Source organism: Pseudomonas paraveronii (assembly GCF_963681955.1).
Taxonomy (GTDB): Bacteria; Pseudomonadota; Gammaproteobacteria; order Pseudomonadales; family Pseudomonadaceae; genus Aquipseudomonas; species Aquipseudomonas paraveronii.
Genome location: NZ_OY817130.1, coordinates 2,087,103 through 2,099,957 on the forward strand (window position 1 = coordinate 2,087,103; position 12,855 = coordinate 2,099,957).

Sequence of the window (12,855 nt, forward strand, 5' to 3'; positions counted from 1 at the left end):
GACAACGGTATGAGCCTGTGGCGCACCCAACCCGATATCGAGCAACTCAACGCCCAGCAGAAAAACACCATCGGTGAGCTGCTGGATATTCGCTTCGAAAGTTTCGACGACGAGTCCCTGACCGCCAGCATGGTCGTCGATCACCGTACCCATCAGCCCTACGGCCTGCTGCACGGCGGCGCGTCGGTAGTCCTGGCCGAAAGCGTTGGTTCAGTGGCGGCCTACCTGTGCATCGATACGAGCAAGTTCTATTGCGTCGGCCTGGAGGTCAACGCCAACCACTTGCGCGGGGTGCGCAGCGGGCGGGTGACGGCGGTGGCCAAGGCGATTCATATCGGCCGCACCACCCAGGTGTGGGACATCCGCCTGACCAATGATGATGGCAAGTCCAGCTGCGTCTCGCGCCTGACCGTGGCCGTGGTGCCCCTGGGCGAGAACCCGCCGGCGCGATAGGTGTGGCGTGAGTGTCATCATTCCTGGCGGTTACGGTCATTGCTGTAACGGCCAGGCGTGGTGACAATCAGTGTCTGTTTTTATAGATGGAACCGGTATGTCGCAGCACGTGTTTTTTGCCCACGCCAATGGCTTCCCTTCGGCCACCTACGGCAAGTTGTTTGCCGGCCTGGCCCCGGAATATGCAGTCGCGCACCTGCCGCAGCACGGCCACGACCCCAGGTTTCCGGTGGACGACAACTGGCAGAACCTGGTGGACGAACTGATCCACCATCTGGAGCAGCAGCCCGAGCCGGTGTGGGGCGTGGGCCATTCCCTCGGCGGCGTATTGCATTTGCACGCGGCCATGCGCTGCCCGCAGTTGTATCGCGGCGTGGTGATGCTCGACTCGCCGGTGCTGACCCGGGCCGACCGCTGGGTGATCCGCGCCGCCAAGCGCTTTGGTTTTATCGACCGCCTCACCCCGGCCGGGCGCACCCTGGGCCGCCGTGAAGAGTTCGCCGACCTGGACGCCGCGCGCAGTTACTTCGCCGGCAAGACCCTGTTTCGCGGCTTCGATCCGGAATGCTTCGACGCTTACCTGCAACATGGCCTGCATCAGGTCGGCGATCGCCTGCGCCTGCGCTTCGACCCGGCCACTGAGATCAGCATCTACCGGGGCGTGCCCCACACCAGTCCAGGCCAGGTGCGCCAGTTGAAAGTGCCGCTGGCGGTGGTGCGCGGGCGCCAGAGCCGGGTGGTGATGCGTCACCACGCCAGCGGCGTCGGTCGCCTGCCCATGGGGGAAATGCTCACCATGCCCGGCGGGCACATGTTCCCCCTCGAACGCCCCCAGGACACTGCGACCTTGCTCAAGCAACTGTTCGCCCGCTGGGAAGCTCGTGAGCGCAGTTGCGCATGAGTACGCCGGTCGAAGAAGTGCGCCTGAGCTTGCCGCATATCGAATTGGCCGCGCATCTGTTCGGTCCCGAAGACGGCCTGCCGGTGATTGCCCTGCATGGCTGGCTGGATAACGCCAACAGCTTCGCGCGGTTGGCGCCGAAACTGCAGGGGATGCGTATCGTCGCCCTCGACATGGCCGGCCACGGGCATTCGGCGCATCGTCCGACGGGGGCCGGTTATGCGTTGTGGGATTACGTCCACGATGTGCTGCACGTCGCTGAACAACTGGGCTGGAAACGTTTTGCATTACTTGGTCACTCCCTCGGCGCCATCGTCTCCCTGGTATTGGCCGGTGCCTTGCCGGAGCGGGTGACGCACCTGGGTTTGATCGACGGTGTGATCCCGCCGACCGCCACCGGCGAGAACGCCGCCGAGCGGCTGGGCATGGCGTTGCAGGCGCAAATGAACCTGCAGGGCAAGCGCAAGCCGGTCTACAGCAGCCTTGATCGCGCCGTCGAAGCGCGGATGAAAGGGCTGGTGGCCGTCAGCCGCGAAGCCGCTGAACTGCTGGCCCAGCGCGGTTTGATGCCAGTGCCGGGCGGTTACACCTGGCGCACGGACAGCCGCTTGACCCTGGCATCGCCGATGCGTCTGACCGACGAACAAGCCATGGCTTTCGTGCGCCGCGTAGGTTGCCCTACACAGCTGGTGGTCGCCGCTGACGGCATGCTGGCGAGGCATCCCGAGTTGCTTTCCCAGCTACCCTTTACGGTGACGACCCTGCCCGGTGGCCATCATTTGCACTTGAATGACGAGGCTGGCGCGGTCCTTGTTGCAGACTGTTTCAATCGGTTCTTCTCTGCGCCTTGACTTGACGCGGTCAACTGCCGAGGCTGGGCGGATTGAAAGGGAGTCAACCATGAACGATCTCAACACCGATCTTGAAACTGCTGCGACCTCCGATGGCCAGGGCTCAACTATCCGATGAGCGTGCGTAAAGGCTGTATCCGTGTCCTGGGCCTGTGTGTGTTCAGCCCGTTGGTGTTCGCCGCCGACGTGCCGGGTAGCCAGGACTTGCCTGCCGTGGCCCGCCAGGTCGACGCGCAAATCGTCGATTACCGCCCCGCCGAAGCAAAAGAGCGCATTTACCCCATGGGCGCGGTCCGCAAGATCAGCGGCCAGTTGCGCTACGAGGCCCAGGCCACCACGCGCGGCCAGGCCACTGCCATCACCTATGAACTGCCCGCCGAGCACACATCCAGCGCTGCGTTCACCGCCACGCGTGAAGCGTTGCAGCAGCAGGGCGCGCAACTGTTGTTCTGGTGCCAGGCCCGCGACTGCGGTGAAAGCAGCCTGTGGGCCAATGAAGTGTTCGGTAACGCCAAGCTGGTCGGCGCCGATGGCCAGCAGGAATACCTGCTGCTGCGTCTGGCCGCCCCGCAGGACAATTCCCTGGTGGCGTTGTACGGCATCACCCGCGGCAATCGCCGGGCTTACCTGCATGTCGAACAGATCGATGCCAGCGCACCGCTCGGGGAGCTGCTGCCGACCTCCGCCACGCTGTTGCGCGAACTCAAAAGCACCGGCGAGCTGGACTTTCCGGCATTGGGCGCGGACCCGGATGCCACCTGGTTGACCCTGATTTCCCGCGGGTTGAACCTCGACACCACCCTGCGTGTCAGTTTGACCGGCCCTCATGCCGAAGCGTGGCGCCAGGCCCTGGTTGACAAGGGCGTGCGGGCCGCACGCCTGGAAACCGGCACTGAGCCAGCCAAAGGCCTGCACCTGCATCTGATACGCTGACCGTAACAGGGCGAACGGACCCGCGCCGTTCGCCTAAACTAGCTGCCTACAGCCTTATCCTAGAGAAAATCCATGCTCAATAACGATCGCCTGCTGGTGCAAATCCTGCTGCTGGTGCTGTTTGGTGCCAGCTTCTGGGTGATGGCGCCGTTCTGGTCGGCGCTGTTCTGGGGCGCGGTGCTGGCGTTTGCCAGTTGGCCGCTGATGGTGTTGCTGACCCGCTGGTTGGGCGGCCGTGAATCCCTGGCCGCCGGCATTCTGACCTTGGGCTGGATGCTGCTGGTGGCGGTGCCGCTGGTATGGCTGGGGTTCAACCTCGCGGACCATGTGCGTGATGCGGTGGCGTTGATCAAGGATATTCAGGTCGACGGTTTGCCTGCGGCGCCGGCCTGGTTGGGGTCGATTCCCTTTGTCGGAGAACGGCTGGTGGCGATGTGGGGCAGTATCGACGAGCAGGGCGCGGCGCTGATGGTCAGCCTCAAACCGTACCTGGGGCAGGTGGGTAATTGGCTGCTGGCGCGCAGCGCGCAGATCGGCGGCGGCATCCTCGAACTGACCCTCAGCCTGGTGTTCGTATTTTTTTTCTACCGCGATGGGCCGCGCCTGGCGATGTTCGTACACCGCCTGCTGGAGCGCTTGATCGGCGACCGTGCCGGTTACTACATCGAGCTGGTGGCCGGCACCGTGCAACGGGTGGTCAATGGCGTGATTGGTACGGCGGCGGCCCAGGCCGTACTGGCGCTGATCGGCTTCCTGATCGCCGGTGTGCCGGGCGCGCTGGTGTTGGGTATTGTCACTTTCCTGCTCAGCCTGATCCCCATGGGGCCGCCACTGGTGTGGATTCCGGCCACGGCCTGGCTGGCGTGGAAGGGCGATTACAGCCACGCGGTGTTCCTCGGCGTGTGGGGCACGTTCATCATCAGCGGCGTGGACAACGTGCTCAAGCCGTACCTGATCAGTCGTGGCGGCAACCTGCCGCTGGTGATCGTGCTGCTCGGGGTGTTCGGCGGCTTGATCGCATTTGGTTTCATCGGCCTGTTTATCGGTCCGACCTTGCTCGCAGTGGCATACAGCCTGCTGATGGATTGGAGTGCGACCCAGGCCCAGGCCCAGGGCCGCCGCGAAGACAAGCCGCTGTAGCTGATTGGCGACGGCCGGTGTGGGGGCGAGCAAGCCCGCGCCCACATTGACTGGCATTGGCCTTCAGGCGCGGGGCAACCACATCACCGCGGTCAACCCGCCGCCAGGGGTTTCCTCCAGGCTCAAGCGCCCGCCCAGGCGCTCGACCGCGTCCTTGGCGATGGTCATGCCCAGGCCCACGCCGCCGGAGTTGCGGTTGCGCGAGCCTTCCAGCCGATAGAACGGCTCGAATACCGCCTCGCGCTTGTCGGCGGCAATCCCGGGGCCGTGGTCGATCACACGGACGACCAGGGCCTCGCGGCCGTCTTCCAGCTCCACGCGGGCGGCGCCGGCGTAGCGCAAGGCGTTGTCGATCAGGTTATTGAGGCACGAGCGCAACGCCATCGGTTGTACCTGCAACGGCGCACTGGTACCGGCACATTGCACATCCGCACCTTGGTCCTGGGCGTTCTCACTGATCGACTCGACCAGCGCCTGCACATCCAGCCAGTGTCGGCTTTCGCTGGTGCGTTGTTCGTGCAGGTAGCTCAAGGTGGCGTCGAGCATACCGATCATGTCGTTCAGGTCCTGGCGCATCTGGCCTTGCAGCTTGGTGTCTTCGATCTGCTCCAGGCGCAGCTTGAGGCGCGACAGCGGGGTGCGCAGGTCATGGGAGACCGCGCCGAGCATGCGCGCGCGCTGGCCGACTTGTTCGCGAATGCGTTTTTGCATCAGGTTGAAGGTCGACGCGGCCTGCCGTGCTTCGCGGGGGCCGGATTCGTCGAGGGGCGGGCTGTCGAGGTCCAGGCTCAAGCGCTCGGCGGCCTCACTCAGGCGCTGGATCGGCCGGCTCAACAGTTTGGCGCCATACCAGGCGGCGATGATCAGCGAGAAAAACTGAAACGTTAGCGGCACCACTGGTCCGCCAAACCGCGGGCGAGGACGTATATGCAGGGGCTTCATCGTACCGTCCGGTTGCTCGACGAAGGTTTCCTGGGGCGGCGGAGGCGGCGGGCCGTAGTGGACGTACCAGAAAAATGCCAGCGCATGGGCCAGTACAATCGCCACCAGCAACACACCGAACAGCCGCCCGAACAGCGTGTTGAAGGCGTTGCGCATCAGCCGATATCCCGTGCGTCGAACAGATAGCCTTCACCGCGCACGGTCTTGATCAACTGCGGTGCTTTCGGATCATCGCCCAGCTTCTGGCGCAGGCGCGAGACCAGCAGATCAATGCTGCGATCGAAGGCCTCGATGGAACGACCGCGGGCAGCATCCAGCAACTGTTCGCGGCTCAATACCCGGCGCGGACGCTCGATAAACACCCACAGCAGGCGGAACTCGGCGTTGGACAGCGGCACCACCAGGCCATCGTCGGCCACCAGTTGGCGCAACACGCTGTTGAGCCGCCAGTTATCGAAGCGGATATTGGCGCGCTGCTCGGTGCGGTCATCGCGCACCCGGCGCAGGATGGTCTGGATGCGCGCCACCAATTCACGCGGCTCGAACGGCTTGGACATGTAGTCGTCGGCGCCCAGTTCCAGGCCGATGATGCGGTCGGTGGGCTCGCAGCGGGCGGTGAGCATCAGGATCGGGATGTCCGACTCGGCGCGCAGCCAGCGGCACAGCGTCAGGCCGTCTTCGCCCGGCAGCATCAGGTCGAGCACCACCACATCAAAGGTTTCGGCTTGCATCGCCACGCGCATCGCGGCGCCGTCGGTGACGCCGGTGGCGAGAATATTGAAGCGTGCCAGGTAGTCGATCAGCAGTTCGCGGATCGGCACATCGTCGTCGACAATCAGCGCGCGGGTGTTCCAGCGCTTTTCATCGGCGCTCACTGCGCCTTTGGGCTCGTCGTTCAGCGGGACGGAAGGGATATGCATAGTGCGATCATCTGCCTGGTGGTGGCGGTCAGCATAGGCGCCCAGCCACATGGCTGGAAGTGCTGGTCGGTGGGTCGTGCGGGCGAGGCTAGCGGCAGGGCGTGTTAGGGGCATGTCGTGAATGTATCTGTTTTGATACAAATGCCCGAAATGTCCGCTTGAGCGCGCTTGGTCAGTATTTACCGATCATCGGATCCCGCAACGGCGTCGCTTGCGCTACAATCCGCGCCGATTTCGACTTGCCTGAGAGCCCATTCCAATGTCCGTCTGCCAGACTCCTATCATCGTCGCCCTGGATTACCCCACCCGTGACGCCGCACTGAAGCTGGCTGACCAGTTGGACCCGAAGCTGTGCCGGGTCAAGGTCGGCAAGGAACTGTTCACCAGTTGCGCGGCTGACATCGTCGGCACCCTGCGTGACAAAGGCTTCGAAGTGTTCCTCGACCTGAAATTCCACGACATCCCCAACACCACCGCGATGGCGGTCAAGGCCGCCGCCGAGATGGGCGTGTGGATGGTCAATGTACACTGCTCCGGCGGCCTGCGCATGATGACCGCCTGCCGTGAAGTGCTGGAACAGCGCAGCGGCCCTAAACCCTTGCTGATCGGTGTGACCGTGCTGACCAGCATGGAGCGCGAGGACCTGGCCGCGATCGGCCTGGATATCGAACCGCAGGAGCAAGTGCTGCGCCTGGCGGCCCTGGCGCAGAAAGCCGGCCTCGACGGCCTGGTCTGTTCGGCGCTGGAAGCCCGGGCCCTCAAGACCGCCCACCCGTCGCTGCAATTGGTCACCCCGGGGATTCGCCCGGCGGGCAGCGCCCAGGATGACCAGCGCCGTATCCTCACGCCGCGTCAGGCGTTGGACGCGGGCTCGGACTACCTGGTGATCGGTCGCCCGATCAGCCAGGCGGCGGACCCGGCCAAGGCATTGGCGGCGGTGGTCGCCGAGATCGCCTGATCGATCACCGATCAACCATGTGGGAGGGAGCAAGCCCCCTCCCACATTGACATCTGCTGTGTATCAGCTGACTTTGAGCACCAGCTTGCCGAAGTTCTCCCCGTTGAACAGCTTCATCAGCGTCTCCGGGAACGTCTCCAGTCCTTCCACAATGTCTTCCTTGCTCTTGAGCTTGCCCTGCGCCATCCAGCCGGCCATTTCCTGCCCGGCGGCGGCAAAGTTCGCCGCGTGATCCATCACCACGAAGCCTTCCATGCGTGCGCGATTGACCAGCAATGACAGGTAGTTGGCCGGGCCTTTTACGGCTTCCTTGTTGTTGTACTGGCTGATCGCGCCGCAGATCACCACGCGGGCTTTCAACGCCAGGCGGCTGAGCACTGCGTCGAGAATGTCGCCGCCGACGTTATCGAAATACACATCCACGCCCTTGGGGCACTCGCGCTTGAGTGCGGCGGGCAGGTCGTCGTGTTTGTAATCGATGGCGGCGTCGAAGCCCAGTTCATCGACCAGGAACTTGCACTTGTCGGCGCCACCGGCAATGCCCACCACGCGGCAGCCTTTGATCTTGGCGATCTGTCCGGCAATGCTGCCCACCGCCCCCGCTGCGCCGGAGATCACCACGGTGTCACCGGCTTTCGGTGCGCCGGTGTCGAGCAGCGCGAAATAGGCGGTCATGCCGGTCATGCCCAGCGCCGACAGGTAGCGCGGCAGGGGCGCAAGCGTGGGGTCGACCTTGTAGAAACCACGCGGCTCGCCGAGGAAGTAGTCCTGCACCCCCAGGGCACCGTTCACGTAGTCGCCGACGGCGAATTTCGGGGTGTTCGAGGCGATCACTTTGCCCACGCCCAGCGCCCGCATCACTTCGCCGATGCCGACCGGCGGAATGTAGGATTTGCCCTCATTCATCCAGCCGCGCATCGCCGGGTCGAGGGACAGGTATTCGTTGCGCACCAGTACCTGGCCGTCCTGTGGGGTGCCCAGCGGCACTTCCTGGTAGGTGAAGGTCTCCCGCGTGGCCGCGCCGACCGGGCGTTTGGCGAGCAGGAACTGGCGGTTGGTCTGGGCAGTCATGGCAAGGACTCTTGAGAAATGAAGCCTGATTGATAGACCCATACTGGCGTGCGGGCAAGGTCGGCCGAGGGCTGCGAATGCTCGTCGATAGGCCTCGATGATAGTGACGCAGGCGGTCTTATCATTGTGATTCATGCAGCGCTAACCGGTCTTCTGATAGTGCTGACGCGCGCGTCCCGGGGTTGGCTAGACTCGCGCCACGGCTATTTCTCCCATAGGACATCCCCATGAGCATGACGTTTTCCGGCCAGGTCGCCCTGGTCACCGGCGCCGCCGCCGGTATTGGCCGCGCCACCGCGCTGGCGTTTGCTGCCGAAGGCTTGAAGGTAGTGGTTGCCGACCTCGACGTGGCGGGCGGCGAAGGCACTGTTGCGCTGATCCGCGAGGCCGGTGGCGAGGCGCGGTTCGTGCGCTGCGACGTCACGCTGGAAGCTGACGTGCAGCAATTGATGGCGCAGACCATTGCCGCATATGGCCGCCTGGACTACGCCTTTAACAATGCCGGGATCGAGATCGAGAAAGGCAAGCTGGCGGACGGCACCCTCGATGAGTTCGACGCGATCATGGGCGTCAACGTCAAGGGCGTGTGGTTGTGCATGAAATACCAATTACCGTTGCTGCTGGCCCAGGGCGGCGGAGCGATCGTCAACACCGCGTCGGTGGCGGGGCTGGGCGCCGCGCCAAAGATGAGCATCTACGCCGCGTCCAAACACGCTGTGATCGGCTTGACCAAATCGGCGGCCATCGAATACGCGAAAAAGAAAATCCGCGTCAACGCGGTATGCCCGGCAGTGATCGATACCGACATGTTCCGTCGTGCCTATGAAGCTGACCCGCGCAAAGCCGAATTTGCCGCCGCCATGCACCCGGTTGGGCGCATTGGCAAGGTCGAGGAAATCGCCAGTGCCGTGTTGTACCTGTGCAGCGACGGTGCGGCTTTCACCACCGGCCAGGCTCTGGCGGTGGACGGCGGCGCCACCGCGATCTAGGACTCCAAGCCGCACCGCTCTCGAAAAAGTTTGAGGTGCTGTGGGGCGTTTCCATAGCTGGCAAAACGCCGTGATCCAATGTGTATCAGGAGGTAAATAAGTCAATAAAATCAATACTTTAGTAACTGTTGGCGGCCTGTTTTGGCGGGCTTCTGTGCTTAACTGTTTTGGGTTGAATAACAGATAGTTAAGTGAGTGGCTCATGGATTTAGGGATCGATCGACAAGCCCTTGTACCGGTGGTGCAGCAAATCGTCAGCGCGGTGGCGGAATGGATTCGCAAGAGCGGGGTCAGCCCCGGCACACGCTTGCCGTCCATCCGCCAACTGGCCCTCGACAACCTGCTCAGCCAGTCCAGCGTGATCGAAGCATTCGAGCGCATGGAGGCCCAAGGCCTGCTGACCTCGAAGCAGGGCTCTGGGTTTATGGTGGCGCAGCCGCCGGTGACTCAGGAACGCCACTGGTATGAAGGCGCGGAGCGAGAGTGGGGCGCTTTTACCGACAGCCCGGTGGGCGAGTTGAAATTGGGCTGCGGCTGGTTGCCGGACGCCTGGCGCGAAAGCGATGACATCAGCTACGCGATCCGCGAAGTCAGCCGCACCGATACCGAGGGCCTGTTCAACTACAGCACGCCACTGGGGCTGCCGGCGCTGCGCGAGCAATTGCTCAAGCGCCTGACCCGGATTCACGTGGTCACCAGCCTCGACCGCATCCTCACCACCCATGGCGCCAGCCACGCTCAGGACCTGTTGATCCGCACGTTGCTCAAGGCCGGCGACACCGTGGTCGTAGAAACCCCTGGTTATGGCAACCTGTTTCGTCAGTTGACCTTCCACGGCGTCACGCTGCTGGAAGTACCGCGCACCCAGGGCGGCCCGGACATCCCGGCGCTGGAAGTTCTGCTGCGCCGTCATCGTCCCAAGTGCCTGTTTATCAGCAGCCTGTATCACAACCCCACCGGCACCAGCCTGTGCCGCAAAGTGGCCGAACGTTTGCTGGAGCTGGCGCACAGTGAAGACTTTCTGATTATCGAAGAAGATGTCTACGCCGACCTGCAACACGCCAGTTGCACGCGACTGTCGGCGCTGCCCCATGAAGATCGGGTGATCTATGTCTCGAGTTTCTCCAAGACCCTCAGCAGTGCCTTGCGCGTCGGCTACCTCAGCGCCAGTTCGCCGATCATTGCGCAATTGGTACACCTCAAGACCCTCACCGGCATCGGCACCTCGCGTTTTGCCGAAGCGGTGATGGCCACGTTGCTGGCCAACGGCACCTATCGCAAATGGGTGCAGCGCCTGCGCAAACGTCTGAACACGCAAATGGCCGCGACCTTGCAGGTATTGGAGGATGAGGAATGGCAGGTGTTCGCCGTGCCCGCCGGGGGCATGTTTGTCTGGGCGCGGCCCTGCGTGGGCGACCGTTCGCGGTTGCAGGCGTATGCACGGCAACTGGGTGTGCTGATGTCACCGGGGGCGCTGTTCAGCCCTACGGGTGAACACAGTGAGTGGCAGCGCATCAATGTGGCCTATGCTGCTGATCAGCGGGCCCTGGCGTTGTTCCGCGCTACGGGGCCTGCCAGATCGACCTCGACCATTCTGAAAACGACGAGAGTGTAGCTTTTTGCCATTATTGTGGCGCCAACGACTTGTGTTCAGTGCCTCGTGGTTGCGAATCTCGCTGCTGGGAAACCGGGCTTGATGGCATCCGCCATTGCAAGAGGATTCAAGCGCATGATTTCGGCCGTGCAACGACGTTTCGCCAACCTCGGTATGGCGAAAAAACTGGGTTTGGGCTTCAGTCTGGTGCTGCTGTTGACTGCGTTGGTGGCAGCGATCGGCGTGTGGTCCCTGCAAACCGTTGGCCTGCGTTTCGAGGGCCTCAAGACCATGTCTGCGCTCAACAGCGGGCTGCTCAAGGTGCGTTTGATCGAGCAGGACTACGCGCTGCACGCCGACCCCAAGTCCGTCGACGCCCTACATGAGCGTGTCGACGCCTTGGCTGCCCTGGCCGGCAGCCTCAAGGCCGGGTCCGCGGCCAACGTGCCGCTGATGACCGAGGTCGAGCAGGCCTTGGCCGCTTACCGCAAGGCGTTCGATGAGTTCGTCGAACTGACCCAGACCAAGGACCTGGCGCTGGAAATGGCCAGTTGGTCGGTGTCCAGCGTGGCCAATAACCTCGATGTGTTGCAGGCCGGCCTGGCCGACGATGGCGCCTATGGCCTAAAGGAAAGCCAGGGCAAGGAGGGCGCCGAGTTTATCGAGCAGGCGGGGCAGGTCAGCCAGGTTTCACGGTTGATGTTGCAAGCCATGAACGAAGCCCATGTGCGCCTTGATCAGAGCCGCAAAGGCGAGGATGACAGCGCCGAACAAGGCAAAATCGAACAGGCCGAGCAGGCGCTGGCCCAGGTCGAGCTATTGAAAACTTCGGTCAAGGACTCCGGTTACCAGACGGTGCTCAATGAGGTCGCCGGGCATATCGCCGCGTTCAGCGAAAAACTCGGCGAATACACCGGCCTGCTGGCCCAGGAAAAAGTGGTCTACAAACAATTGCATGATCGCGCCGACCAAGTGGTCAGTCAGGTCGACCAGGCGTATGCCGCTGAAGACCAGTCGATGCAAGCACAACTGAAGGAAAGCGCGCTGCTGATCATCGGCTCGTCGGCCCTGGCGCTGTTGATGGGGTTGATTGCCGCGTGGGTGATTACCCGGTTGATCGTCGCACCGCTGCGCCGTGTGATCGCGGTGGCCCAGCAGATTGCGGCCGGCGACTTGAGCGGGCGCATGGAAGTCAGCCGCCGCGATGAAATCGGCCAGTTGATGCAGGCGATGCAACAGATGGGCAGCGGTTTGAGCCAAATGGTCAGCGGGCTGCAAGCGGGTATCGAGCAATTGGCCAGTTCGGCCCATTCGCTGTCCAGCGTCACCGAGCAGACCAACATCGAGGTCAGCAGCCAGAAGGAAGAAACCGAACAGGTTGCCACGGCGATGAACCAGATGACCGCCACGGTCCACGATGTGGCGCGTAACGCCGAAGAGGCTGCACAAGCGGCGCAGACCGCCGATGACAAAGTCGACAGCGGCCAGCAGGTGGTGCGCCAGAGTTTGCAGCGCATCGAATTGCTGGCCACCTCCAGTACCCGCGCCAGTGCCAGCATCGAAAGCCTCAGCGTCGAAATCCAGAACATCGGCAGCGTGTTGAGCGTAATCAAAAGCGTGGCCGAACAGACCAACCTGCTGGCACTCAACGCGGCCATCGAGGCCGCGCGCGCCGGTGAGCAAGGCCGTGGTTTTGCGGTGGTGGCCGATGAAGTGCGGGCGCTGGCCAAGCGCACCCAGCAATCGACCGAGGAAATCGAACGCCTGGTCGGCACCTTGCGCAGCGCGGCACAATCGTCGGTGCAGCAGATCCAGCAGAGCGGCGAGTTGGTGAAGCTGGCCGTCAGTGATGCGCTGGAAACCGAAAGCGCCCTGGGCAGCATTGCGGTCGCGGTGTCATTGATCCAACAGATGAATCAGCAGATTGCGGCGGCGGCCGAGCAGCAGAGCTCGGTGGCCGAAGAGATCAACCGCAGCGTCACCAGCATTCGGGCGAGTGCCGATCAATCGGCGTTGAGCATGCAAGGCAATGCCGCGTCGAGTATTGAACTGGCGCAGTTGGGCGCGGAACTCAAGGGCATGGTGGGGCACTTCCGCCTTTGA

12 protein-coding genes and 1 pseudogene are annotated in these 12,855 nt (G+C 63.1%); 10 read left to right on the top strand and 3 right to left on the bottom strand.

Annotation, left to right across the window (positions count from 1 at the left end):
* Positions 1–9 precede the first annotated feature (9 nt).
* The 5 genes from U5A08_RS09580 (at position 10) to U5A08_RS09600 (ending at position 4,278) form a co-directional block, all read left to right on the top strand.
* Complete coding sequence (locus tag U5A08_RS09580; protein WP_253394454.1) at positions 10–453, top strand: hotdog fold thioesterase; 444 nt, start codon at positions 10–12, stop codon at positions 451–453.
* Positions 454–550: 97 nt separating this feature from the next.
* Entirely contained in the window at positions 551–1,354 is an 804-nt protein-coding gene (locus U5A08_RS09585) for an alpha/beta fold hydrolase (protein WP_253394455.1), read from the top strand.
* Positions 1,351–2,205, top strand: coding sequence for an alpha/beta hydrolase (locus tag U5A08_RS09590; RefSeq protein WP_253394456.1), 855 nt, complete (start codon positions 1,351–1,353; stop codon positions 2,203–2,205). Before U5A08_RS09585 ends, U5A08_RS09590 begins: the two co-directional genes overlap by 4 nt.
* A 114-nt stretch (positions 2,206–2,319) precedes the next feature.
* Complete coding sequence (locus U5A08_RS09595) at positions 2,320–3,138, top strand: DUF4892 domain-containing protein (RefSeq protein WP_253394457.1); 819 nt, start codon at positions 2,320–2,322, stop codon at positions 3,136–3,138.
* Positions 3,139–3,210: 72 nt separating this feature from the next.
* Complete coding sequence (locus tag U5A08_RS09600) at positions 3,211–4,278, top strand: AI-2E family transporter (protein ID WP_253394458.1); 1,068 nt, start codon at positions 3,211–3,213, stop codon at positions 4,276–4,278.
* Between the two features lie 63 nt (positions 4,279–4,341).
* Here U5A08_RS09600 and U5A08_RS09605 read toward each other — a convergent pair whose 3' ends face one another.
* Positions 4,342–5,376 (bottom strand): sensor histidine kinase, encoded by a 1,035-nt coding sequence (locus tag U5A08_RS09605; protein ID WP_253394459.1) that lies wholly within the window; start codon positions 5,374–5,376, stop codon positions 4,342–4,344.
* Entirely contained in the window at positions 5,376–6,140 is a 765-nt protein-coding gene (locus U5A08_RS09610) for a response regulator (protein ID WP_253394460.1), read from the bottom strand. Before U5A08_RS09610 ends, U5A08_RS09605 begins: the two co-directional genes overlap by 1 nt.
* Before the next feature lie 259 nt (positions 6,141–6,399).
* On the opposite strand from U5A08_RS09610, the gene pyrF reads away from it, so the two are divergent.
* Positions 6,400–7,098 carry an orotidine-5'-phosphate decarboxylase gene (pyrF, locus tag U5A08_RS09615; RefSeq protein ID WP_253394462.1) on the top strand — a complete coding sequence of 233 codons (699 nt, stop codon included), beginning with the start codon at positions 6,400–6,402 and terminating at the stop codon, positions 7,096–7,098.
* Positions 7,099–7,161: 63 nt separating this feature from the next.
* Here pyrF and U5A08_RS09620 read toward each other — a convergent pair whose 3' ends face one another.
* The gene (locus tag U5A08_RS09620) at positions 7,162–8,169 is read right to left on the bottom strand and encodes an NADP-dependent oxidoreductase (RefSeq protein WP_253394464.1); all 1,008 of its coding nucleotides are present in this window, start codon (positions 8,167–8,169) and stop codon (positions 7,162–7,164) included.
* Between the two features lie 227 nt (positions 8,170–8,396).
* Here U5A08_RS09620 and U5A08_RS09625 point away from each other — a divergent pair, with 227 nt between their 5' ends.
* The 4 genes and pseudogenes from U5A08_RS09625 (at position 8,397) to U5A08_RS29845 (ending at position 12,855) form a co-directional block, all read left to right on the top strand.
* Entirely contained in the window at positions 8,397–9,158 is a 762-nt protein-coding gene (locus tag U5A08_RS09625; RefSeq protein WP_321851319.1) for an SDR family oxidoreductase, read from the top strand.
* 202 nt (positions 9,159–9,360) lie between these two features.
* Positions 9,361–10,773, top strand: coding sequence for an aminotransferase-like domain-containing protein (locus U5A08_RS09630; protein WP_321851321.1), 1,413 nt, complete (start codon positions 9,361–9,363; stop codon positions 10,771–10,773).
* A 1,059-nt stretch (positions 10,774–11,832) separates the two neighbouring features.
* Positions 11,833–11,994, top strand: a pseudogene (locus U5A08_RS29840) (HAMP domain-containing protein); the annotation flags it as partial.
* Positions 11,995–12,012: 18 nt separating this feature from the next.
* Entirely contained in the window at positions 12,013–12,855 is an 843-nt protein-coding gene (locus U5A08_RS29845) for a methyl-accepting chemotaxis protein (RefSeq protein WP_425262846.1), read from the top strand.